20 protein-coding genes are annotated in these 23,217 nt (G+C 61.1%); 6 read left to right on the forward strand and 14 right to left on the reverse strand.

The annotated features are described in order from the left end of the window. Window positions 1-80: 80 nt before the first annotated feature. Both MC380_RS09395 and MC380_RS09400 read right to left on the reverse strand, forming a co-directional pair. Window positions 81-896 carry a creatininase family protein gene (locus MC380_RS09395; RefSeq protein ID WP_242164381.1) on the reverse strand — a complete coding sequence of 272 codons (816 nt, stop codon included), beginning with the start codon at window positions 894-896 and terminating at the stop codon, window positions 81-83. An 89-nt stretch (window positions 897-985) separates the two neighbouring features. After that, on the reverse strand, window positions 986-1,513 hold the full coding sequence (locus tag MC380_RS09400) for a hypothetical protein (RefSeq protein ID WP_242164383.1): 528 nt from the start codon (window positions 1,511-1,513) through the stop codon (window positions 986-988). A 217-nt stretch (window positions 1,514-1,730) separates the two neighbouring features. Between MC380_RS09400 and MC380_RS09405 the strand changes: the two genes are divergently transcribed. Continuing rightward, entirely contained in the window at window positions 1,731-3,785 is a 2,055-nt protein-coding gene (locus tag MC380_RS09405; RefSeq protein ID WP_242164385.1) for a M13 family metallopeptidase, read from the forward strand. 146 nt (window positions 3,786-3,931) lie between these two features. On the opposite strand, the gene MC380_RS09410 is transcribed toward MC380_RS09405, so the two are convergent. Continuing rightward, complete coding sequence (locus MC380_RS09410; protein ID WP_242164387.1) at window positions 3,932-5,734, reverse strand: sodium:solute symporter; 1,803 nt, start codon at window positions 5,732-5,734, stop codon at window positions 3,932-3,934. A gap of 418 nt (window positions 5,735-6,152) precedes the next feature. On the opposite strand from MC380_RS09410, the gene MC380_RS09415 reads away from it, so the two are divergent. Beyond that, window positions 6,153-6,605 (forward strand): hypothetical protein, encoded by a 453-nt coding sequence (locus MC380_RS09415; RefSeq protein WP_242164389.1) that lies wholly within the window; start codon window positions 6,153-6,155, stop codon window positions 6,603-6,605. A gap of 136 nt (window positions 6,606-6,741) precedes the next feature. On the opposite strand, the gene MC380_RS09420 is transcribed toward MC380_RS09415, so the two are convergent. After that, entirely contained in the window at window positions 6,742-8,265 is a 1,524-nt protein-coding gene (locus MC380_RS09420) for a tryptophan halogenase family protein (protein ID WP_242164391.1), read from the reverse strand. Between the two features lie 131 nt (window positions 8,266-8,396). Between MC380_RS09420 and MC380_RS09425 the strand changes: the two genes are divergently transcribed. Beyond that, window positions 8,397-8,576 (forward strand): hypothetical protein, encoded by a 180-nt coding sequence (locus MC380_RS09425; RefSeq protein WP_242164392.1) that lies wholly within the window; start codon window positions 8,397-8,399, stop codon window positions 8,574-8,576. A 1,010-nt stretch (window positions 8,577-9,586) separates the two neighbouring features. Here MC380_RS09425 and MC380_RS09430 read toward each other — a convergent pair. Then, entirely contained in the window at window positions 9,587-10,621 is a 1,035-nt protein-coding gene (locus MC380_RS09430) for a M50 family metallopeptidase (protein ID WP_343223569.1), read from the reverse strand. Between the two features lie 233 nt (window positions 10,622-10,854). Between MC380_RS09430 and MC380_RS09435 the strand changes: the two genes are divergently transcribed. Further along, window positions 10,855-11,187, forward strand: a complete 333-nt coding sequence (locus tag MC380_RS09435) for a hypothetical protein (protein ID WP_242164396.1) — start codon at window positions 10,855-10,857, stop codon at window positions 11,185-11,187. Window positions 11,188-11,282: 95 nt separating this feature from the next. Here the strand turns inward: MC380_RS09435 and MC380_RS09440 are convergent, their stop codons facing one another. The 4 genes from MC380_RS09440 to MC380_RS09455 form a co-directional block, all read right to left on the reverse strand. Next, window positions 11,283-12,695 carry a VCBS repeat-containing protein gene (locus tag MC380_RS09440; RefSeq protein ID WP_242164398.1) on the reverse strand — a complete coding sequence of 471 codons (1,413 nt, stop codon included), beginning with the start codon at window positions 12,693-12,695 and terminating at the stop codon, window positions 11,283-11,285. A gap of 313 nt (window positions 12,696-13,008) precedes the next feature. Continuing rightward, on the reverse strand, window positions 13,009-13,938 hold the full coding sequence (locus MC380_RS09445) for an RDD family protein (RefSeq protein WP_242164399.1): 930 nt from the start codon (window positions 13,936-13,938) through the stop codon (window positions 13,009-13,011). A gap of 339 nt (window positions 13,939-14,277) precedes the next feature. After that, on the reverse strand, window positions 14,278-14,748 hold the full coding sequence (locus MC380_RS09450) for a hypothetical protein (protein WP_242164402.1): 471 nt from the start codon (window positions 14,746-14,748) through the stop codon (window positions 14,278-14,280). Window positions 14,749-14,930: 182 nt separating this feature from the next. After that, on the reverse strand, window positions 14,931-15,269 hold the full coding sequence (locus tag MC380_RS09455; protein WP_242164404.1) for a hypothetical protein: 339 nt from the start codon (window positions 15,267-15,269) through the stop codon (window positions 14,931-14,933). 214 nt (window positions 15,270-15,483) lie between these two features. On the opposite strand from MC380_RS09455, the gene MC380_RS09460 reads away from it, so the two are divergent. Next, on the forward strand, window positions 15,484-15,726 hold the full coding sequence (locus MC380_RS09460) for a hypothetical protein (RefSeq protein WP_242164406.1): 243 nt from the start codon (window positions 15,484-15,486) through the stop codon (window positions 15,724-15,726). A gap of 4 nt (window positions 15,727-15,730) precedes the next feature. Continuing rightward, window positions 15,731-16,630, forward strand: coding sequence for an SOS response-associated peptidase family protein (locus MC380_RS09465; protein ID WP_242164408.1), 900 nt, complete (start codon window positions 15,731-15,733; stop codon window positions 16,628-16,630). 82 nt (window positions 16,631-16,712) lie between these two features. Here the strand turns inward: MC380_RS09465 and MC380_RS09470 are convergent, their stop codons facing one another. The 5 genes from MC380_RS09470 to MC380_RS09490 all read right to left on the reverse strand — a co-directional run bounded on the left by MC380_RS09470 (window position 16,713) and on the right by MC380_RS09490 (window position 23,053). Then, window positions 16,713-18,089, reverse strand: coding sequence for an SIR2 family protein (locus tag MC380_RS09470; protein WP_242164409.1), 1,377 nt, complete (start codon window positions 18,087-18,089; stop codon window positions 16,713-16,715). A 71-nt stretch (window positions 18,090-18,160) separates the two neighbouring features. Continuing rightward, on the reverse strand, window positions 18,161-18,706 hold the full coding sequence (locus MC380_RS09475; RefSeq protein WP_242164411.1) for a hypothetical protein: 546 nt from the start codon (window positions 18,704-18,706) through the stop codon (window positions 18,161-18,163). Window positions 18,707-18,846: 140 nt separating this feature from the next. Beyond that, window positions 18,847-20,502, reverse strand: coding sequence for a reverse transcriptase family protein (locus MC380_RS09480; RefSeq protein ID WP_242164413.1), 1,656 nt, complete (start codon window positions 20,500-20,502; stop codon window positions 18,847-18,849). Between the two features lie 611 nt (window positions 20,503-21,113). Next, a complete protein-coding gene (locus MC380_RS09485) occupies window positions 21,114-21,743 on the reverse strand; it encodes a DUF4253 domain-containing protein (RefSeq protein WP_242164415.1) in 630 nt (209 codons plus the stop codon). 38 nt (window positions 21,744-21,781) lie between these two features. After that, window positions 21,782-23,053, reverse strand: a complete 1,272-nt coding sequence (locus MC380_RS09490) for an NAD(P)/FAD-dependent oxidoreductase (RefSeq protein WP_242164417.1) — start codon at window positions 23,051-23,053, stop codon at window positions 21,782-21,784. Window positions 23,054-23,217 lie beyond the last annotated feature (164 nt).

Raw genomic sequence — 23,217 nt, forward strand, 5'->3', positions numbered from 1 at the left:
GAACCGTAGGGCGGGCTCAAGCCCGCCTTCCATAGTTCTATTCCTTGTAAGCGAGCGATTCCCTCGCGGTTGAGGTGGAGCTACTTCTTCGAGTCGCCGACCAGCTTGCGGATCTCAGCTGCTCCGTCTCTTATCTTCCACTCCAGGAACATCTTGCCCAGGTCGGGAGACGATCGACGAGGGTCACCTTCAACACCGACCGTTCCCAATGACAAAGGGCTGCCCGTTGGCGGCACCGGAGCGCCTACGACGATCTGGCCTGGGCGAACATAATCGGGATCGACAGCCCAAGTGAGCGACGTGTCGGAAACGCCGCCGTGCCGGCTCTGGGGGTAGCCATTTGACTTGAGGTAATCGTCAATCTCTTTGTTCGCTTTCGCGTAAGCGTCGCTGGAAAAAAACACGCGCACGCCATGGGCGCGATGCTTCTCGTCCAGCTTGGCGGCAAGCGCACGAAGCGGGGGCTGGTTGCCGTCGTGATCGCCCATCAAGAAGATGTACTTGAATCCGGCTTTCACCATGCTTTCCGCGACATCTTCGTTGACGCGCGAAAATGTCTCCGCGGACAGGTTTACCGTCCCCGGGAAGCGGCTCTCGTCAGAAGTGGGTGCAAAAGGCATGACGGGCGAAACGAGCGCATTGCCTAGTTCTCGAGCGATGTGCTCACCGAGGTACTGCGCCCGAACAATATGCTTTCCAAGCGCGATCGCCGGGCCGGTCGCTTCAGTGCTGGCATTGAAGATCAGCACCGTCGTTTTGCCGCCTTTGATGGCGTCGCGGATTTCAGCAGTCGTCATTCGCTCCATCATCACGGGTGCAGGGCGTGGCGGTGCGGCTGACACGTTGAACACAAAACTCAGGAGTGCTGCAGCGATTGCCAGCAACGAGCCCTTCATAAATCCTCCTCGAAGGAAGAACTTTCGTATCCGTCCATGGGTGCACGATTTGCCCGTGATCCTTCCCACCCAGACCCCGTCGTACGCCATCACCCGGGAGCCAGGGTGAAGTCGATCCGTACGATTGGATTGGCTTCGGTGAGCGGCGTGCCTTGCTTGTCGGGAGTGAATGTCAGCGGCCCCAGGAAGGGGCGGCCACGCGGGCCGTCGTCCCACGCAGCCCTGACAGCGGGGGTCAGGATGTATCCGCCATTCATGTTGTGGCCGTGGCCGTCGCGCGGATAGGCGTCGAAGCCCAGCAGGGACAAGCCTCGCACCACGTAGGCGACGGCGGGTCCGGTGTCGTCGGAAGCGTCGTGGAACCGGACCACGCAATCGCACGGTTGCGGTTGCGCAGGGTAAGGGTCTTCGGCCCGGGTGACCTCGAGGCGCTCGACCTGGATCGCGAACGCCTGATCCAACGGGCCTTCGGGCCTGCCGATCCAGCCCTCCCAGCGGATCGTCCCGAGGATCATCGGCACGGCGCCGGTACGCTGCGGGTCGATATCTTCGACGGGTTCGAGGGGATCCACGCCGCCCTGGCGATGGGTCGGAAAATCGCGCTTGTCCCGGTGCATGGCGGTCGACTCCGCTGGGCTTGCCAGGGCCAACGCGCTGCGCGTCCGCATACGGCCGCCAGGCCCGGCGACCGCCCCCGCACCGGGTCGTATATCCGACACCCGCAGGGAAAGGGGCTAATGCAACGCCTCTAAACCCTTTCTCGTTCACAGCCATCTCAATCCGCAAGTATCTACGGAATATGTCAATGCAGACCACCTTCGATCGCCTCGCGCCGTGAACGGACTCGCCATGACATCGAACGGCGTTCGCGCGCTAGTCGCGGCGACCCTGCTGTTGCTATCGCTCAACGTCGCCCATGGCGAAGCGGGCAAGCCACACCGTGGCCCGTGGGGATTTGATCTGGCCGGCATGGATCGAACGATCAAGCCGGGAGACGATTTCTTCCGCTATAGCGGCGGGGCATGGATGACCAATACCCCCATCCCGCCGGATCGCGCGTCATGGAGTACGTTCTCAATTCTGCGCGCGAATGCCGAGACGGCTGTCAAAGCCATCGTCGAAGCGGTGGCAAGCCGGCCGAATCCGGCTGGATCGATCGAACAGAAGGTCGCCGATTACTACAACTCGTACCTCGACACGGAAGCCATTGAGAAGGCGGGATTCGCACCGATCCGCGACGACCTGGCCGCGATCGTTGCAGCGCGCTCGCATGAGGATGTCGCGCACCTCATGGGACGCCGCGACATCGACGTGGGCGGCCCCGTCTCGATCACGCCCTGGCCTGACGCAAAAAACCCCAATCGCTACGCGGTGAACATTGTGCAGTCCGGCCTGAGCCTTCCGAACCGCGACTACTATCTGAAGGACGACGCAAAATTCGCCGCGATACGCCGCAAGCATCACGCCTACATCGAGGCACTGCTGTCGATGGGCGGCTATCCACAGGCGGCGCGTTCCGCCAACGCCGTTGCCGCGCTCGAAACGAAGATCGCGACACTGCACTGGTCCGCGGAGAAGCGCGCCGATCGCGATCTGACCTATCACCCCAAATCGCGGGCCGAGCTGGTGGCGTTCGCGCCGGATTTCCCGTGGCTGGCGACGTTGTCCGCGGCGGAGATCCCGCATCAGGACTTCTTCGTCCTGAAGGAACTCGATGCCATCGGTGAGCTTACGAAACTATTCCGCGCGACACCCGTAAAGACATGGCGCGCGTACATGGCGTTCCAGTACCTCAACGCCATGGCGGATGTATTGCCGAGAAACCTCGACGACCTTGCATTCGACTTCAACGGCAAGACGCTCTCAGGACAACCGCAGAAGCGTGAGCGCTGGAAACGCGCGACCGTAGCGTTGAATGCCGCGCTAGGCGAAGCCGTCGGCGCGTTCTATGTGCGCAAGCACTTCAAGCCGGAAGCAAAAGCGCAAGTGGCATCGCTGGTCGAGAACTTGCGTGCCGCCTACCGCACGCGGATCGCGCGTGTGACGTGGATGTCCGAGGAAACGAAGCAAGCGGCATTTCGAAAACTCGATACGTTTCGCGTCAAGATCGGCTACCCGGACACGTGGCGCGACTACTCGACGCTGGATATTCGCTCCGGCGATCCCGTCGGCAACCGCAAGCGCGCGAGAGCGTGGGAATGGCGCCGCCGCATCGCACGCCTCGACCAGCCGACGGACCGCGACGAGTGGGGCATGACACCGCAAACCGTGAACGCCTACTACAACGCGTATTTCAACGAAATCGTGTTTCCCGCAGCGATCCTACAGCCCCCCTACTTCGATGCCGAGGCCGACCCCGCGGTCAACTACGGCGGCATCGGCGGCGTGATCGGCCATGAGATGGGGCACGCGTTCGACGATCAAGGATCGAAGTCGGATGAAAACGGCATCCAGCGCACCTGGTGGAAAGCCGAAGACGTCGCCCACTTCAAGACGTTGGTCGCGAGCCTCGCGACACAGTATTCGCAATTCGAACCCCTGCCCGGCACGCACCTCAACGGCAAGCTGACCCTCGCCGAGAATATCGGCGACAACGGCGGTCTCAGCGTCGCGCTGGAGGCCTATCAGATTTCATTGCGGAACAACGAACCGCCCGTCATGGACGGCTTTTCGGGGCTCCAGCGTTTCTTCCTTTCCTGGGCCCAAACCTATCGCGAGAACATTCGCGAAGCGCAACTGGGCGCCAACCTCACCGCCGACCCCCACAGCCCCGCGGAATTCCGCGTCAATGGCGTCGTACGCAATATGGACGCGTGGTATGTCGCGTTCGACGTGAAGCCCGGCGACAAGCTCTATCTCGCGCCTGCAAATCGAGTGCGCATCTGGTAGGAACCATCAGGAAATCAGAGCGTGCAAATGGCCGAATCTGAGCGGCGCCCCCGCTTCTCACGCCGCCATGTTGAATCTCGTGGACCTTGCGCAGTTGGACATAGCCAACGCTCGCAAGTCCAAGGGAAAGTCCGCCGCGGCCGCGATCAGTTCAGCCAGAAACTGAAATACAGATACATGCCGAGGACCAGCGCGACGATGAGCCCGGACAACACTTTGTTGCCGGTGTCCCAGCTGCGGCTGATCTCTTCGCCGTGCAGCTCGCGGATCGAGGCGTAAGTCAGGCCTTTGATCTGCTCGTCCGACGGCGGCTCGCTGGTCAGCGAGCCCACGATCATCAGAATGGCACTGGCGACGAACAAAATGCCGGTCGCGTACAGGAAGTTGAAATCGCCGATCGCGGCCAGGAACGCGGGCTCTTCAATCTTGCCTGCGCCAAAGAACGCCTGGCAGGTCAGCTTGAACATGCCGAGCACGAAGCCACCGGCCAAGGCCCACACCGCGCCCTGACCGTTCAAACGTTTCCAGAACAATCCGAGCAGGAACACCGCGGTGATCGGCGGCGCAAGATAACCCTGCACGCTTTGCAGATACTGATACAAGCCGCCGCCGGAGATCACTTTCATTACCGGAATCCACAGCAGGCCCGCGACGACGACCACCGTCGTCGCGATGCGGCCCACGGCCAACAAGTGCCGCTCCGACTGACCCGGCCGAAGCTTTTCGTAGATATCGACGGTGAACAGCGAGGCGCTCGAGTTGAACAGCGACGCGAGCGAGCTCATCAGGGCCGCCAGCAGGCACGCGACGATCAAACCGCGGATGCCCGAGGGCAGCAACGTGGTCACGAGCGTCGGGAACACCGTGTCGCCGTCGATCACAGAGACGCCATCGACCATCTTCATGGGCAGCGCCAGCAAGCCCTTCTGATGCAAGGCCCATCCGATCATGCCGGGCACCAGGAAGATCAGCACCGGCCACACCTTGAGCAGGCCGCCGAACAGCGCGCCACGACGCGCCGACTGCAGATCTTTGGCCGACAGCGCACGCTGCACGATGTATTGATCGGTACACCAGTACCAGATGCCGATGATGGGCGAGGCGATCAGGACGCCGAGCCAGGGGAAATCGGGATCGCTCAGCGGCCGCCACAGGGCAAACTGCGCGGCGTTGGCGCTCGCGGTGCTGACCAACTCGCCCCAACCTGCGCCCACACCGGCACCGGCGCCGAGCTGGCTCAAGCCCGTCAACGTGATCACCAACGAACCGAACAAGATGATCACGGCCTGTGGTGTGGCGGTCGCCATGATCGCACGCATGCCACCGAACACCGTGTAAATGCCCGTGAGAATCACGGTGGTGAATGCGCCCACCCAGAACGCGTTGTCGCGCGAGCCGAAGGTGTCCGGCAGCAGCGCCTGAAACACTATCGCGCCGGCGAACACGGTCACGCTGACCTTGGTGAACACATACGCAACCAGCGAGACTACCGAGAGGATGGTGCGCGCCCGCGCGTTGAAGCGGCGCTCCAGAAACTCGGGAATCGTTTGCACGCCGGACTTGTAGTAAAACGGCACGAAGAAGCCGGAGAGCAGGATCAGCACCCACGCGTGCAGCTCCCAGTGCGCCATTGCCATGCCGGTCGCGGCGCCCTGGCCCGCGAGGCCAACGATGTGTTCCGAGCCGATGTTGGACGTGAAAATCGAGGCGCCGATGGTAATGAAGCCGGCGTTGCGGCCGGCCAGAAAGTAATCGACGCTATCCTTCTGGTGCCGGCCGTACCACCACGCCACCACCCCTATCACGATGAAATACAACCCGATGACGAACCAGTCCAAGGTGGTCAGAATTGAGGTTTGCACGTCGGTCCCTTGTATTGTTGAGGCGGCGATACCGAGCGCCTTGAATCCAGGCCGCGGCCCCAGCCGTGCCTCGAGCTGTTGTGTCACGACCTGTCATGGATCAACTTCGAGCGAAGGATAGGCAGGCGCTTCGCGTCATATCCAATGAATTGTTCAGCGCGAGCTATATCGGTTTTTTTATGCGGCGCTGCACCACATGCCCGTTCCGCTTCAGTCCAGACAATAAAGCAATCAATGGGTCAGGTTCATTTATACGTGGACCAAACATCAGGTTTCAATCGGATACGCACACCCCCCTTCTTTCCAGGCTGCCTCATCCCCTCTCATTAAGTGAACTGGCCGCTCTTACGTCGCTTCGCCGGAGCCCGGCCCGCGCACCGGCCGCCCAGGTGCAGCTCATCCGACAAGTGAACCTGACCCCGTTCTTGGCAATCGAACCCTGTCCGATTCCAACTTGCGGCATCGTTTTCCTGCTTGCAGGGGTCACTAGCAATGGAGCAGGCACATGCGCATCGGAATCACGTTCCTATGGGCTTCTCTCTTCGCACTGACGCTTGCGGGCTGCGGAAGCAGGCCGCCTCCCGGCAGCGACGGCATGGAGAAGCGTATAGCCGACCTGGAGAAGGGAGCCGCAGCCATGCAGGAGCAAAACCGCGACCTGAGGGCGAAGCTGCGAGCCGCACATACTTTCGGACGCTCGCCGCTGGAGGACTTCTTTGCCAGCCCGGAGTTCTGGGAATGCACGTACGACTCAAGCTGGTCCGACTGTTCCAGTCGCTGCTCCAAGCAGACTGCGGACGGCTACCAGGCATGCATCAACGCGCATCCCGAAGGGCCGGAACGCGTGGCGTGCATCGAGGAAAATTCAACGCGCGGCTCGAACTGCCTGAAGAGCTGCCCCGTGCAAGTCTCGCCGACCAGTCCCCCCACGTGCCGTGGCGGAGGCGGACCCATGTGAGATCCGCTGGGCCGACATGGGGACGAGGCAACTCGGGAAGAACAGGGGTCAGAGTACAAATTCATCAATACAAAATGGATCTCTGACCCCTATTTCCCCCGGCTCTTGTGTCGATAAAGTAAACCTACCCCCGTTTTCAGGGCGGATCGGCCTTCACGTGGCGCTCGATATAGGCCGCATGGCCTGGCATCTCGGCCACCGTGCCGGCAATCGCCTGGCGTACACGCATGAAATGGGCCAGCAGCGCCTGCTCGTCCACGTGCTGGACGAATGGAGCAAGCCGATCGGGCCGCAGGCCCAGGCCGAGGTACATGGACACCCACGAGGGCTCCAGGAATCCTGCCTGGTGGTGCAGGACCACTCGCCCGGTGCCGCGGAACATGTCGATCTGGTGCGCCAGTGTCTCGGGCAGCTTCATGTTCGCGCAGTAGCGCCACAGTTCGGAATCATCGCGCTGCGTCAGGTGGTAGTGCATCGCGATGAAATCGCGGGTCGACTCGAACTGCTCGGCGTGCTGGCGGTTGAATTCGGCGGCCAGCGAGGGATGGAAGTCGCGATCCGGGAAGTACTCCACCAGCCAACCCACGCCGCTCATGATGATGTGGATACTGGTGGACTCCAGCGGCTCCACGAAGCCCGCCGCCAGCCCGAGGGCGACCACGTTCTTGACCCAGGCACGCTTGCGCCGGCCGGTCACGAAGCGCAAGGGGTTGGGCACGCCCTGTGGCTTGCCTTCGAGGTTGGCGACCAGCAATGCGCTGGCCTCGTCGTCGGAGATGCAGTCGCTGTTGTAGACCAGGCCACTGCCGGTGCGATGCTGCAGCGGGATCGTCCATTGCCAGCCGGGCGCGTGCGCGGTCGAGGTGGTGTAGGGCCGCAGCGGCTCCGTGCGTTCGCTGGAAACCGCAAGCGCGCGGTCGCAGGGCAGCCACTTTCGCCAGTCCTCGTAACCGGCCTTCATGGCGCCTTCGATCAGCAGGCCTCGGAACCCCGAGCAATCGATGAACAGGTCGCCCTCGATGCGCCGACCGTCGGCCATGCGAACGGCCGCCACGAATCCGTCCTCGGGCCGCAGCTCGACGTCGACGACGGTGCCAAGCTCGCGCTGCACGCCACGCGCCATCGCGTACTCGCGCAGGTAACCCGCGTACAGCGAGGCATCGAACTGGTAGGCGTACGAATACGCATTGTGGGCCGATCGCGGCCCGGCCAGCGGCGGCGTGAACTTCATGTGCCGCGCCATCACGCTGGACGTGGACCAATCTTCATACGACGGGAAGTCGGGGTGCTTCGCGCTCAGTCGCAGCCAGTGCTGGTAGGGCGCGCGGTTCTGGATCGGCGGGCCGAAATCGCCGAAGCCGTGGAAAAAACGGTGACCGATGCGTCCCCAGTTACGGAACTCTATCCCCAGCTTGTAGGTCCCCTGGGTGCGCTTGGTGAACTCGGTGTTGTCCAGGCCCAGCAAGTCGTTGAAGACGCGGATCGGCGGAATGGTGGCTTCGCCGACGCCGACCGTGGCGATATCGGGCGCCTCCACCAACACGATCTCGCAACCCATCGGCCCTTGGCGGGGCAGTCGCTGCGACAGGGGCGCCGCCGCCATCCAGCCGGCGGTCCCGCCGCCGACGATGACGATCCTGCGTATGTGGCGCTCGTTCATGGCCATGCCTCCCCGGAAACTGGGTCAGGTTCACTTCCGCCACCTTGCCTGACGGCATCGACCGACGGCAAGACGTTTCGGGAACGGGGTCAGGTCAAAGGGGTCAGAGAATCTATCGGTTTCAAACAGATATGTTCTCTGACCCCTTTTTCGGCACCTTTTTCGGCAAGGTAGAAGTTCAGCCGCATCAGCTGGAGGTCATCGACCTCTTCACCGGAATTCTCTACACGGGGCGCGAGCCGCGGGCAGAGACGCTCCGGACGTTGGAAGAGATGGCGCGGTTGATCGAAGGGCAGTGGGAAACGATCTAGCCGTTAGGCTTCAACTGTGTTGGAGAAGGGGCCGCAATCCGGCCCCTTGTCTTTTTCGAGGTGATCGTCATGAGCCAGATCGAGAACGAGAACCCAACCACTTTCCCCATGAAATAGTTCTCTGACCCTGTTTTCGTGTTCTGACCCCTATTCCCCCGGCGGCGTAGGGCGGGCTCAAGCCCGCCTTACGCGGGTTACTGCCTTCAATTCGGGAGGCGAAGAAGATTTGGCGACTCAACTACCTCGTCGTTCCCACCAGTGCCAAGTGGAATCAAGGTCACAGCCACATTCGTCTGGCTTGATACATTTCGCGAGCATGCCATTGGCAGAATCGTCGCTCAGCGCATGCATTCGCAATCACAGCCAAGGAGGAGTACGACATGAAAGCATCAGTGCTTTTCACGCTTGCAGTTGCTGTCGTTCCGGCATTCGCGATCGGGGCCGCCCATGCCCAGACAGCGCCCCGATGCTCATGTGAGCACTACGGTAATCCATACGACGGGTACTGCGAGGCATGGCCCCAGAGCGGTACAGAGACCTACGGATGGCAAACGACAGGCAATGCCTACTTTCCATTCCAACCCAGCCCAACTCAGCCTGCGATGGTGTACGGCTGCCCCTTAAACCACCCAGATGGTTGCGGTTTGAAAGTAACGATCTCTCGGCCAGGCTATTCTCCGGTCACCAAGAATTGTCTCAATGGCACGCCGCCCAACTAAGTGGCGCATTCGTCGGGGTTGCCTGCAACCCCGACGTTCTGCGCAGGCGTAAAGGAGAAGGGAGGGTTTCTGAGTGCTCTGCAAGAAAGTCAGATAACAGGGCGAAGAACAGGGGTCAGAGTACAAATTCGAAGAACAGGGGTCAGAGTACAAATTCATCAACGCAAAATGGATCTCTGACCCTATTTCCCCTCCTTCAGATTAAGTGAACCTGACCCCGCTTCTGCATTGAACGCGAGATGCGGTCGATTGCCTTTCCCTTAGTGAGCAGGCCTGACTCTGCTCTCACGGTCACTTGGCCGCGGCCATAATCGAACCCCGGATGATCTCCTCGCTTTTCTTGTAACCGAGATCATGCGTCTTTCGCATCTTTTTCTCCGACTCGCCCAAGAAGCCGCGCATTGCAACCCTGTCGCCACGAAGAGCCGCCTCCAGCGCTTGGCAACGAGGACGCAAGGCCGGGAAGTACCAGTCCAGGAGCGCGTCGATGTGGCGGCAAATCCCGCCGTCATCGTGCTCGGAAGCCATCGCCTCGGAGAAGACGACCTCGGTGCGCATTTGCTGGATAAATACCGAAAGTGCCTTCGCCGCCGCGGGTGGCAGCGCTTGCACGTCGGCCTCGAATTCCTGCCCAATCTCGGCGATATCGGACCATGCGCCCGTGTTCTGACGCGCGCATAGGCGGAACCAGTGCCGGACCGCCGGACCTAGAACAGGCGTATCGCGCAACCCCTCGATCCATTCAGTGGGATAGTTCTCCGCGGTTATCCCCTTGATCGACAGCGCATTCAACCTGTGCATCAGCATCGCCGGCGCGTGTTCGCAATCACCCCGTAACCAATGCAGCAGCAAGAGCCCATCGTTATCCAGGAACTTGTTGCGGACCGGAATCAGGTTGGCGACGCCGACACACGCGCTGAAAAAGGCAAGCGCACACAAATAGGCTCCGCCGGAGCTCGGCCAGAACCACGCGCCAATCGCGCCTAGCAACAACCCCATCAATAGATTCGCGCCCGAACCTGCGACCAGCATGGGCAGCATCTGCTGCCTGAAAGACCGATCGGCATCGAAGTGGCTGATAACGAAGCCGCCGACACTCGCTGGAAGGCGGGTGAACCGCACGCGCCAGCCGTCGGAACTGGCCCATGCGTATAGGCCGATTACGGCGACGCAATACGGGGTCATGCCCGACCGGCGCGCAACGATGAAATGGCCTGCCTCGTGGATCGCGACTGACACGATCCACGCGACCACTACGCCGGGGATCGCCGGCAGAAACGGCACGTCCGTCCACTCATCGACCACTGCCGCCGATCCGGCGAACATGATGGCCACCGCCACTCCCATCACGAATCCCTGACCGGCTCCAACCAGCCGCGAGAGCCAGCGAGGCCATCCGGGCACCACGTTTACGTCGCACGTTGTTGCAGTGGCCTCAGACACTTCGACCCCTCTTGCTTCCGCCGCCTTGATCGCCGAGAAACAGCTTGATCTGGCACTCGCCCGGCCGGAGCCGCCCCAAGCCAGATGGCTGCACGTTCTCGAAGGCGATCAGGAAGATGTCAAGCGTCAAGCGGTTTCCCCAATTGCCTGTTGTCATCGAGTTTAGCGAACGAGGTCAATGGCTCTGCGCCCCGGCAACCGGCTTGCGCTTCAACTCGGGCGTGGTGGCTTCGAGTGAAGAACAGGGGTCAGAGTACAAATTTGAAGAACAGGGGTCAGAGTACAAATTCATCAACGCAAAATGGGTCTCTGACCCCTATTTCCCCACATGCGCGACGGTAGTTCGACATCCCGCAAAGCTGCAGGACCGCGCGGCCGCCATTGGCACATGGAAGACCAATCTTGCGCTTATCGGCGGATTGCTGCGCGCAGCAGCTCACTCGCTTTGAGCCAGCGCGCCGGAGTTCCTCTGAAATGGAGATTAGTCGGAAAATGTCCCCGACGCTTCTTGTTCTCTTATGCGACATCCGGCCTCGGGCTGGCCTTACCCGGCACGACGGACAGGCGGCAATGGCCCTGCAACGCCCGGGGCCGGCTTTTTCTGGCAGTTCCGCCCGTAAAAGATCCTGAGCGAAGAACTGAGTTCTGCCAGCACGATGTCCATGCATCCGTCTGAATTGATATCCGCGACAACATACGAGCCGTCGCGATAAAAGTTGTTCGTCCAGAGATTGTCGTCGGTATTCTGGTACACCATAGGTGCAAAACCCGATGGGCCCTGCAGTGAGTAGCCCATCATGTCGTTGCTATCGAACATCACCACGATGTCCGGATACCCATTGCCATCGAGGTCGGCAACCCTGACGGTACCCGGGTAGTTGTAGTACCCCTGGATTTCCAGGAACACGGAACGGCTGAAGGTGTTCCCGCCGCCGCGATACAGCACCCTGATGCCTCTCGGCAGGGGAATACCGTTGTCCCCCTGGTCCGAGACGACCAGGTCCGGACGTCCGTCCCTATCGATGTCGGCCACCGTCATGCCCCAGAACGGGCCCGGTTGCACGGCACTCAAGTCCAGCTCCACCAACTGTCCCATTGATGATTTCCAACGGGACGGATAGATGCGCACAACATTGCCGTTGGCGTTGCTGGTTTGCACGACGATATCCGGCAAGCCATCCGCGGTGAAATCGCTGGCTTCCACCGCATGGGGAAACAACATGTAAGGGGTTTCCAGGCGCGTCACGCCGCTGATCCCGCCAAACCCGTCTCCAAGGAAGAACTCTGCTCCATATTCGGTGCCTTGCGCGAACAGGTCCGCATGTCCGTCACCATTCGCATCTATCACTGCAACGCTTCCGTTGGTGGCACCGACGCGTTCAAATCCCGCATACCAGGTAGGGACGAAGCTCGTCCCGTATTTGGAAACGACGGTCAGTCCCGCCCGCTCACCAAACACGATTTCGGGCACGCCCCGCTGATCCAGGTCCACCAGCTCCAGGCCGGCGATCCAGCTGCGTTTGATTTCTATCGGCGTCGCCAATGATCCATCGGGCTTCTGCGCATAGATCCGAAGCCGCGAGTAGACGTCTGGCTCCGGCCAGGACCCGTAATAGCTCATGGTCATGATCACATCGGGGCGCCGATCTCCCGTCACGTCGCCGACAACCACCTCCTCGGGTGCCCAGTCGCTCTCCACAGGATCGATGATGGCGCGTTCGAACCGAAACCCTTCGGCCGCCGCCAGTTGCGAGATTGGCGACGCCTGAGGTTGCAGTTCCCGGCGCTGCGCGATCTCAAGCAATTCCTTGTTGCTTGATGAAGCGATGGAACTGCGGAAGCGACTTGATCGCGAAGACTCGTCAGGCTCCATCGGCACGGGGTCCGACTGGATCGCGCATCCTGCTGTGCACGACAAGACAATGGACAACGCTGACCAGCGCATCACCATGATCATTACAGCCCCGCCCCCTTGACTTCCGCGCAGTATATCGCTCCTGCGATCTGCTCTGGTTGCCCAGAGAAAATGAACCTGGCCGCATTAGCCTTCGGCATCCGTAGCGTCGACAGCGCGGTGATGTCCGCCTCGTCGCGGGCCACATAGGAACCGACCGCCAGATCGTGCAACGATGCCGCGTGCGGGGGTTGAATACGTATAGGTAAGCCAGCGCACCCGGTTCTCGTTGGGCGGGCTCTAGCCCGCCTCCCCGTGTTCCGGGTTGGAACGCATGGCACGGCCACCGGGTTTTGAAAGTCCGCCTTCAGCGTCCTCACCGCATCGGAAAGTTGAACTGGTGTGTGCGCCAGCTCGATGCGATGCCGATGTTGTAGCCATACGTCAGCACGACGAACAGTTGGTCCTGTTCTCGACTCGCCGGGTACTTGTCCATGACCAGTTGCGCCACCTGCTGCGCGAAGTCCTGGTCGTCGACTCGCGGCACCTTGCGGCGCACGGTCACCGTCACCCAGTCGGTGCGGTCGCCGCCCATTACCTTGTGGAAGCCACGCTGCACGCCGGCCGATTGCACGCCGGGCAACGCGGCCACCGCCTGGTAGGCAGGCATCAACCCGGCGAAGGGCTGCCGCTGCAGCAGCGGCAGGATGCCCAGTGGCAGGCAGGCTGCCGCCACGCACAGGCCAGCCACGATCCACAGATGCGGCTTCCAGACCGTCGGCAGTGCGGTGATGTCCACCTCGTCGCGGACCACGTAGGAACCGACCACAAGGTCATGCAGCAATTGGCGCGTGCGGCGGTTGAAGAGGTAGAGGTACACCAGCGCACCCAGCCCGCCGAAGACGATGACCGCGAGCACCGAGCCGAACACGAAGCCCAGCCGCGATGGCGATAGCTCGATGCCATTGAGCAGCCACGGCGTCAGCAGCACAAGCGCGCGCAGCATGGATTCGGAGACATCCAGCGGGGCGCCGTTGCGGTCGACCACATGGATGCCGAGCAGCCATTTGCCGGCGGTTTGACCGCCGGCGAGCCGGCTGTTGAGCAGGCCGAAGTACGGCCAGGCGATGGCCAGGCCCACCAGGCGCGCGGCCTCACCCATGCGAGCGAAGGTGTCGAAGAAGAACCAGCCCAGCAGCACGCCGGCGACACCCACCAAGATGCAGTCGATGGCAAAGGCGACCAGCCGCCGCCAGAACCCCGCGATCGCGCGCGGTGGCACCACCGCTTCCCCTGTCTCGTCCATGCCCTGCCCCCGTGTCCCCGCGGCAGGTTAAGCCATGCCGGCGCTGCTCCGGGAATTTGGACAAAATTTGTCCAACGGCCGGGAAAATAAGCCGGCGGTCCGGCCTTTTCGGGCGGCGCTCCGGCTTATTTGGCCGGCGGTCCGGCCTATTTGGACGGCGCGCGGGCTTATTTGCCCGGCGGCCCGGCTTATTAGGGCGGAGCGTCGGCTTATTTGGGCGGCGTACCGGCTTCCGAAGGCGGCGCTCCGGCTTATTCGGGCGGCGCGCGGGGCTTTTCGGGCGGCGGGCCAACAAAAAAGCCCCGCGAACGGGGCTTTGTTTTGCAACGAGGGCCGGACTCAGGCGGCGGGCGGGGCGGCCGCCGCGGACCGGCGGCGGGCGAATCGTGCGGACAGGGCTTCGCTGGCGCCTTCCAGGCCCTTGTTGCGGCCGGAGACCTTGAGCAGGCCATAGCCTTCCAGGGCCACGTTCATCAGGTCGCTGCCCAGGGCCATTTCCGAGTCGCTGGCGCGTTCGGTCAGGCGCTGCAGGCGGGCCAGCACCGGCCGAATCTGGTCGAGGGCACGCAGGTCGGCCTGCGCCTCGGCAAAGCCCAGGGCGGCCGGCACGATGTCGGGGTTCTGCTCCAGCACCAGCAGGGTCTGGCGCACGAAGGCCTCGGACTTGTCGCCCATCTTGGTGAGCTGGCGGCGGGTGGCGTTGTCCATCGCGATCAGCCCGGTGGTGGCGGCTTCCAGCGCGGTCAGCGCGTTGTTGATGGCCGAGATCTGATCGTCGGTCAGGGTCAGGGACAGCAGGTTCTGGCTCACAGCAAACTCCTTTGCATTCCATGTGTCGCCCGAATCCCCGGGCGCGGGCGCCCCGCCACCCGGCGGGACGGAAGGAATGCTGCCGCTGTCCGCAGGCCTTGTCCCTCGGGCAAATGTGGAACGTGGCCTAGGAAAAATCCGAGTGGCGTAGGTCGTAGCGCGGGTTTGAACCGCGTTACGAATTAGTCCGGACGTGCTTCAAGCTGGCGCCGCGCCTGCACTGAATCCTCACCGCGCCATGTCTGGCAGGCCAGCCATTCCAGCTGCTTGCGTTCGATGTGCGCCCGCAGCGCCGCTTCGTGCCTGGCCGCCCATGCCTCGCACCCTGCCCGACCGGCTTCGTAACTCGTGCAATGGCGCACGACCCTGCGGCCGTCGGGGTAGTGCAGCAATGCCAGCCAGCCGCCGTCGATACGGTCCGTGACCCGCGCCACCTCGTACTGGCGCAATGCAAGGGCGTCGAGCCGCCCGTGTCCTGCCGTGCCAGTGATGCATTGCCACGCGAAGCCATCGGGGAGCATGCCCGCATGGTAGCCCCCGGCGTCGCACGGGCTGGGACGCTAGGATTGGCCCGTGTCCGTGCGTCTACATCGACCTGCCCACGGGCCAGGTCAGCTATCACTACCACACGCGGCACGCACATCTGTTCCGCGATCTTCCGCCCTACGACAAGCCGTGGGACGGGCATACCAAGGACGACGTGCACGCCTGCCTGGCAGCCCTTTGGAGCAAACCATGACTCCCGAACAGAGTGAACAACTGGACGCCCTGGAGCGATTCGTCATGGACTACAAGCGTTCCGGGAAAACGCGGCGCCTCTTCTGGGACGACTTCCACCGGCGCGCCGGCGACCTGCAAGGCCTGGCCTTCGCCGAGGACGCAAACGAAGACCTGCAGAATCGCTATTTCAAGGTTCTCGACCACGCCCACCAGGCCTACGGCGGCCCGGACGAGGTCATGGACCAGGTGATGGAGTAATGCCATGTGCTATTCCGCGCTCGTGATCCAGAGCCAGAAGAAGCTGGCGCGCCAGTTGGGCGCCGAGTTCGACGAGGCCGCTTACGAGGGATTGTTCTTCGACCGGCTCAATAAGCCGGGAATCAAGATTCCCAAAGCCATGGATGATGCCGTCCTGGCCGAGGGTGGCCGGCTGGGCGAACTCGTGCGCGACTGGCGCGGACGCCAGGCTGCCGACCTGGAGCGACTGCGCGCCGAACAACGCGAGCGGCTGGAAAAAGCCCTGGCAAAGCTCGCCGTGAAGGAAACAAAGGCAGCCTTGAACGATCGGCGCATTGCCACGAACAAGATCGCGCAGTACGGGAAAAAACTGGACGACCTGGAGCGCAGCGAGCCCGAGGCTGAGGACTCCCGCATCTGGCCCGGCGAATACTCCGCCGTTGTCGTCGCTGATGGGCGGCGGCTGATCCGGCCCATGCGCTATCAGTGCCGGCTGCCCGGCTGGACGGCCGAGATCGAAAAGCAGTTCGAGGGCACTTACAACGCGCGGCGCGACAAGCTGGGCAGTTCCTGGAAGCGCCTGTTCCGCAAGAACCACGGACTTATCGTCGCCGAGAAGTTCTACGAACGCGTCGACCGTGACGGGCGCAAGGTGGAAATGGAGTTCGCACCCAGCACCCGGGAGCTTATGCTGGTGCCATGCCTGTGGTCCTATGACCCGCAGGACAGGCTTTACTCCTTTGGTGCAATCACCGATGACCCGGAACCGGAAGTCGCCGCTACCGGCCACGACCGCACGCCCATCAACATCAAGCCTGAGTACGTGGATGCGTGGCTGTCACCGGAGAGCCGATCGGAATCGGAACTGCAGGCGATCTTTGACGACAAGCGGCATCCGTATTACGAGCATCGCGAGGCCGCGTAGGAGGCCGGCGCGTCGAACGAACTGCACTATGAGAGTTCGGTGTGCAGGCCACAGAAAGGTACTCTGACCCCTATTCTCTAGGTCAATCCGCTGCATGGCTGCGACCACCTCCAATGAATGGCGGATGATGAAGATGATCGTGCGGCCCGAGCCTCGACACAGCACGGCTCGCGTGCGCAGCAGCGGCCTTGTGAATCGGCCCCTTGAGTAGGCGCCGTAATTCGCTGAGCGAAGAAGGCTGATATTTCGCTCCATAGAGGTAGTAATAGGGCAAATGCTTCCGCACCTTGTCGTCCCACAATAAATAAAAGAGGCCGTTCTGATAACCCTCTGCGTACGCCACGTCCAAGTACCGTCTCATCTTTATATTGTGGCGCCGAATGCCTTCGTAGGCCTGCGCCTTTCGCAAAACATCGCAGCGATGCGAATATTCTCCGGTCCTTTTGAGCACCATTATTCGCTCGAACGCGTGCATCAAGCCATCCTGGTAGCATGCTGAGAATGCGATCTCAGGCGTCTTGTGCAGGTTAAAGGCGCGATGAAGCTTGCCGTGCTCTTCGTCAACTCTATCGTACGCGCCCCTAATCCCATCAAATCGATCATCCGGCAGGAAGTGTTCGTCCTCGGCCAAATGTTTCTTCAACATCGCAACGAAATAGCGCGCATCTGTAAATATTGGGTGCAACCCCATCTCTCGAAACCTGCCCTCAGAGGCATCATCCAACGACACCACATATGACTGGGGCGCCATCTCTCCAAGTTCCCTGCGAAGGTAATTATGGATCGCCAGAAAGTCGTCGTCTCTTAGCGAATACCCGACGTACACGATCGTCTTCGTGGAAAGCGCCAGCTTGAGCGCACTCCCAAGCGGCCCACGCTCAAGAGATTCATGCGCTCTCGCATAGTCTTCGTCTGTAGCCACAATGCTGCCCACGCTACTCGCGGAGCCGTGGATCTTGAACACTTTGCGACCGGGCAAGGCCCAAAGGCTGAAGTCCTGCGACGATGTTAGCGGGATAGCGCCACAGAACCGCTCAAAATAGTCGTCCCAATTTGTGGTAATGATCGTGTTCACGTAGAACAGAGTCGCCAGCTCGCGGTGGAAGGTTGTAGCTGCGAAGCCCAGCTCTGGGAACGACTCAACGTACTTCAATCGGTTGATGATCTTCCTAATGAGCTCTGCTCGACCGTTGGGACGCCGACAGAACATGCTCATCAGCGTCGAGAATTTTGGACAAGAATCATCGGCTACCCCAACCTGTCCGAGAACCTCGTCATAGAACGTCGCCGGGAAGACGGTGACTGACTCCGTGCTGACACCAGCCCCGGCGAATATCACCACATTGCAGAGCTTCAGCTGCTCAACCAGGGCATCTGGCATCTCGAAGCCACGGATGGACTTGCAGAACACGCAGGATGTCTTGTCGTGCTTGACGGGAGTCAAGTGACCATCTGTCATGCACCACTCCTTCTTTCACGGTTTCGCAAAAGCAGAAAAGGGGCCCAATAAAGACAATAGAGGGGTCAGGTTCATTTATATGTTCTCAATAAATGAACCTGACCCCTTTCTCTCAAAACATCCTCGATCAATTCATCCTCAGAACATTTGTCAAAGTAAGCGGTGAGTTGATCTCTGCGCTCCAACTCCGCTGGTGTCATCGGACGATGTGGGTTTGCCATCAGCGCAACGGTATTCGTGGCGATGTGGCGAAGCTGCCCGATGCCATGCTCGTCATAGAAGGCTTCCCAGCCCTCGCGCGCCATCACGACGTTCAATAGGGCGAGTGCTTTGCTCCTGTCCGGGTCGCCATCTTGCGCTTCGCCTTTGTCGAGCACGGCACGGATGATTCGAACGAAGGCGTCCGGCGGGACGCTCGCACTCGGATGCGGCTGGTCCAGCACTTCCGCTAGCCTACATGCTGTCCATAACCACCGCGTGGAGCCATCGTGAACATAGTCAAGATCGCAATCCTGGAAAAACTCACTTATGTAGCTACTGGATCGATAACGAAAATACTCGGCGTCGCCAATAACGATATTGGCAAGCTCACGAAGGCTTCTGTTCTTCCATCTCATCGAAAATTACCCCTAACACCTACTTTTCCAGACCCGCTTGAATTCACCTCCGCACCCGCTTAGCGCAGTCCGTTCCATGGCATACCTCGGTTTACAGAGTGAATGCTCCCAACTCTGTTTTCATGTACGCAAGTTATTCGTCAACGCCCGTGAACCATGTCAATAATCGATCCGATCAAGTCGAATGTCGGCTGAAATCCTCCGAAATTCATTTCTTCAAATGGAGGAACCTGTTGACTCACAAGCGTCGCCAGGTCCGCCTTGCCAAGCAATGATGAGTAGCCGTCTGAAACGCGAACAACCTGATCACTTACCACGAGCGCGCTCTTCTTTGGATTAGTTCGACGGTATAAGCCATCGTGAGACAATCCTGTCGCCTGATCGAACTCATCTGGAAGGAAAACCCGCCTCGCGTCTGTCGTCATCGCGCAAAGTTCGTCACGCTCATACAGCAATTCTATGCAAAACGGTACGCCAGCCAGGCTTGGTGGAGGAGCCAAGCACATGCAGAAAACATTGCTTCCCAGTTGTACATAGCCTGCAGGCTGCAAACCAGCATCTTTCATGAATTTCGGATTGTCGCAATCAAAAACACCAATAGTTAGTTCCGGAATATCGGACTTCGCGATCCGGTTTAGCGTTTTTAGCAGCTCCACATCACCGGTGTCGCTTGGAAAGTTTACAAATCTTGGCCGGATGTGGGCGTACTCACCAGCGGTATTGAAAGCGCGGTGCGCCGCTTCTAAATGTAGAAGATCTGTTTTGCCTTCGGCCATTAGCCGTAGCTGCACCCCTCGCAAAGGCCTTGGAAGCAGACGGCGTTGGCCCGGATACGAACGGAACAGCGCGTCTGAATAAGCACGATTACAGCGACGGTCAACGTACTGCGCAAAGTGACTCTTACCTCGGATCACCTGCTCTATCGACGCAAAACCACGTCTAGATGCAGTCGGGCGAACCCATGATGCTGCAATCTCGCCAGCCTTCTTTTCACCATGCTTCTTTACTAGGTGTAACAAGACACGCAATTGACGACGCCACCTTCTGGGCAAGGAGACGCCGTGATTAACAACCAATCCGGTTACCAACTGCGTTGTTTCTCGGCTACGAACTTTAAACTTCGAGTGATTTAGCTCGAATCCGCTTACCCGGATAGCCTCAGTCAGTTCTGGCCCCGCCTCCCATTCCGCCCCATGAGGGACGGCGATATTGCCCGGAATTGTCGGCCTTGATGTCGAAAAGCAAATATCATCCACATAGCGGCTAACAGCGAGCCTGTGCTTCTTCGCTAATTGCAACAGTTTGTGATCGAGAGACCTGCAAATCAGGTTGGAAAGAACAGGAGAAGTGGGTGCCCCTTGAGGGAGCACGCCATCCTTGCAACATAGCTGGGCAACGCACGTTGCCACCGCTGATGGAAGCTGAAATGGCTTCGCAAGCAGGGCGCCGCGAACTCGTCTGAATGTGATCGTCGGAAAGAATTCCTTCAGGTCGGCAAGAATCACAAACCGTTTGCGCCGGTGGAGCCAAGCGTGATCAATGGTGCTTCGACCCAGTACATAACCTTTGGCAAGTCCGGACGCTGGAGCAATCTCAGAAATTGCCGTCAACAACTTGCGCTGAAGGTTCTTCAACGCCGGGTGCGGCGCTTCAATTACGCGATCGGCGCCAGTTCTTTTCTTGATTGTGAACGTCGTGTACTTTTTGTCCGAGCTCAGCGCATATAGAACATAGCGCAGTTCACGGTCTGTAAGTCCAAGCCATTTCGCCAGATCCTGGCGAGACGAAAGCGCCAAGAACTGCTGCGCAAGTATCGAAAGCGAATGGGGCCTCATAGAACATCAACCTACCGCTTCATCGAACATTGTGCTGAACATACTGTGTACTAAGTTGACCATTGGATACGCAAGGGCGACGCTCTTGCTTCCACAAGTCCGCTCATCGCCGACGAATTCATCGGCTAACAACATGCTCTATGAGGCCCCGCGCAAATCATACACGCGAACGTCGCTATCCGGAGCAGGTAGGACTGGGCACGCTGGCAGCTAACCGATGTCGGCAATAAAGGGGTTGGGTTCATTTAACGGATAAATGAATCTGCCCCATTTTTTACGCACGTAAATTGGGCCCCTGTTTAGTCCTTTTCGCTTGTGCTTATTTGATCGGAAAAGAGCTCCGCAAGCCCTAATGGGTCACTCCCTAGACTTACGCCCTTCTTTACATGAGAGAAGCCGGCGTACTGGCTATCCAACCGAGGCGCCACCGATCCGTCAGGATGCTCATCGATCGCGAGCGGATTAAAATATATTACGCGCAGCTCTTTCCTGAGTCGTAATGCGTTGTCGAAGATGCTGTTTATGAATCGAAATAGGGTCAGAGTACCAATTGCCAGTACGTTTCCACGTGCTCAATCCCACCACAGTCCCACCACGCGATCCCGCCCGATAGCCTTGGCCAGCGCTTCGACGGACCCGACGCCCTGGTCGACGGTATCCGGACAAAACTCATAGACCTCCTCGGCGAAGGCATGCAGATCCGGCGGCAGCGTCTTCAGACGGAACGTGATGGTGTCCGAAGAGGCCATGTAGATATCGATGCCGTACGCAGCATCCCATTCCTTCAGTTTGCGGATCAGGTCCTCGGTCAGCATGTCGTAGTTGACCGCGTCGCTGGCGGCCACACGCAGGATGTCGAACTGATCCGCACCCTTGGCCACCACCACTTCGGTGCCGACCGCAGGCGGATCGGCCAGGCTGGTGTCGGTACCGACGAACGCGATAAGCCCGGGGCCCAGGCGCGGACGCAGCGACTCGACCAGCGCCTCGGCCTTGCCCGCATCCACCAGCACGGAGCGCGCGGCCTTGAACGTGTCGCGGCCGAAGTCGCGGGTGGAGTACGGCCGGACCGGCTGCCCGCTGGCCTTGCCCAGCAGGCTGGCGGCGGCGTCGAGATCGGTCACGGCCTGCGCATGCGCATCGGATGCAACCGCGAGCACTGCTGCCGCGATGAGTGCGGCCCACTTTCCAATATGTGACATGCGAGTTCCCTCCCCTGTTGACCAGAATACGCCCCGGCTCATGGCATCGGCGCTAGGCGGCCCGCTTCGGCACGGCCCGCATCTTCGATTGCCACGTTTGCCAATGCCTCCAGGAAACCGGTGGGGAGCGCGAACGATCCCATCCAACCCCGGCGCGTCCCACTCAACACCCGCAACATCTGCCCACGCCCGCCCGGCACGCGCGAAAGCGGATGGAATACGCGGTCGCGCAAGGCGGCGATGCGGTCGTGCTCAGACTGGAACAGCGGGGTGAGCCAGCGGCTCCAGAAGTGGTAGATGCCCACATGCGCGCGCCGCTCGCGCTCGTACGCGGCGAGCGCGGCGGGCACGGCCTGGTGCGTGCGCAGCGCGTCGCGCAGGGCGCGTGCGTCGAGCAGGGCCATGTTGACGCCCTGCCCCAGCTGCGGGCTCATGGCGTGGGCGGCGTCGCCCAGCAGCACGGCGCGGCCGCGCGACCAGCGCGCGTGCACGGCGTCGCGGTAGCGGGCCATGGCCAGGCCGTTCGGGATGTTGGTGGTGTGCAGGCGGGCGGCGGCGTCGGGCCATAGGGTTTCGAGTTCGCCGCGCCATTGGCGGGCGGATGCATCGCCATCCAGCGCGGACACCGGCAGGCTCCAGAAGAAGCTGAGCCTGGGCACCGGGTCGCCCGGGCGGGTGCCGACCGGCAGCATGCCGGCCATGCGCCGCGCGCCGACGTAGCGCTGCTGCAGTTCCGCAGGCCAGGGCCAGGCGCCCTGCTCCACCAGGCACCACTGCGCGCCCCAGGCGTAGGGCCGGTCCAGGCGCGCGGGCACCACCTGGCCGCGCAGGCGCGAGGCCGCGCCGTCGGCCACGATCACCAGGTCGTAGCCGGCGTGGCGTATGCCGTGTTCGTCGGTGAGGGTGCCGGCTTGCGCATCGACATTAACGATGGCGCTGCCGCAATGGATCTGGCGGCCGGATTGCCAGGCGGCATCGAGCAGGCCGAACAGCGCGCCGCGCTGCAGGCCCAGGCCGAAGTAGCGCGGGTCCAGGTCGGCATAGCGCATGTCCATGACCGGCCGCCCCGCGCCGGTTTCGCCATACAGGCGCGTGATGACCGCGCCGTGCGCCAGCACCGGCGCCAGCAGCCCCATCTCCCACAGCACCGACAGCCCCACCGGCTGCAGCAGGAAGCCCGCGCCCACCGGCCCCAGCGCGGCGGCGCGCTCGAACACCGTGACCTCGTGGCCATCGCCCGACAGCAGCAGCGCGCAGGCCTGCCCCCCGGTGCCGTAGCCGACGATCGCGATGCGGAGGCGTCCTGCCATGGGGCTGGCTAGTTGCGCCGCACGGACGGAGCCGGGGCGGTCTGTGCGGTCCGCGTCGGGTGCTGGCGGGTGGTGAGCACTGGACTTCCCCCTGTCTCGGCTGGGCGCTTGGCCCGGCGGTTTGCCTTCGAATGCTTCAACGGCGCCCCGCGGGGGATCGGGAC

The organism is Lysobacter sp. M15 (assembly GCF_022662515.1).
In the GTDB taxonomy this organism is placed as follows: Bacteria; Pseudomonadota; Gammaproteobacteria; order Xanthomonadales; family Xanthomonadaceae; genus JAKPBU01.

Bases quoted from the DNA above. Each gene is read 5' to 3' on its own strand.
- MC380_RS09395 (WP_242164381.1), bottom strand. From the start codon at position 896: ATGAAGGGCTCGTTGCTGGCAATCGCTGCAGCACTCCTGAGTTTTGTG.
- MC380_RS09400 (WP_242164383.1), bottom strand. From the start codon at position 1,513: ATGCACCGGGACAAGCGCGATTTTCCGACCCATCGCCAGGGCGGCGTG.
- MC380_RS09415 (WP_242164389.1), top strand. From the start codon at position 6,153: ATGCGCATCGGAATCACGTTCCTATGGGCTTCTCTCTTCGCACTGACG.
- MC380_RS09420 (WP_242164391.1), bottom strand. From the start codon at position 8,265: ATGAACGAGCGCCACATACGCAGGATCGTCATCGTCGGCGGCGGGACC.
- MC380_RS09425 (WP_242164392.1), top strand. From the start codon at position 8,397: ATGTTCTCTGACCCCTTTTTCGGCACCTTTTTCGGCAAGGTAGAAGTT.
- MC380_RS09430 (WP_343223569.1), bottom strand. From the start codon at position 10,621: ATGTTCGCCGGATCGGCGGCAGTGGTCGATGAGTGGACGGACGTGCCG.
- MC380_RS09435 (WP_242164396.1), top strand. From the start codon at position 10,855: ATGTCAAGCGTCAAGCGGTTTCCCCAATTGCCTGTTGTCATCGAGTTT.
- MC380_RS09440 (WP_242164398.1), bottom strand. From the start codon at position 12,695: ATGATCATGGTGATGCGCTGGTCAGCGTTGTCCATTGTCTTGTCGTGC.
- MC380_RS09445 (WP_242164399.1), bottom strand. From the start codon at position 13,938: ATGGACGAGACAGGGGAAGCGGTGGTGCCACCGCGCGCGATCGCGGGG.
- MC380_RS09455 (WP_242164404.1), bottom strand. From the start codon at position 15,269: ATGCTCCCCGATGGCTTCGCGTGGCAATGCATCACTGGCACGGCAGGA.
- MC380_RS09460 (WP_242164406.1), top strand. From the start codon at position 15,484: ATGACTCCCGAACAGAGTGAACAACTGGACGCCCTGGAGCGATTCGTC.
- MC380_RS09465 (WP_242164408.1), top strand. From the start codon at position 15,731: ATGTGCTATTCCGCGCTCGTGATCCAGAGCCAGAAGAAGCTGGCGCGC.
- MC380_RS09470 (WP_242164409.1), bottom strand. From the start codon at position 18,089: ATGACAGATGGTCACTTGACTCCCGTCAAGCACGACAAGACATCCTGC.
- MC380_RS09475 (WP_242164411.1), bottom strand. From the start codon at position 18,706: ATGAGATGGAAGAACAGAAGCCTTCGTGAGCTTGCCAATATCGTTATT.
- MC380_RS09485 (WP_242164415.1), bottom strand. From the start codon at position 21,743: ATGTCACATATTGGAAAGTGGGCCGCACTCATCGCGGCAGCAGTGCTC.
- MC380_RS09490 (WP_242164417.1), bottom strand. From the start codon at position 23,053: ATGGCAGGACGCCTCCGCATCGCGATCGTCGGCTACGGCACCGGGGGG.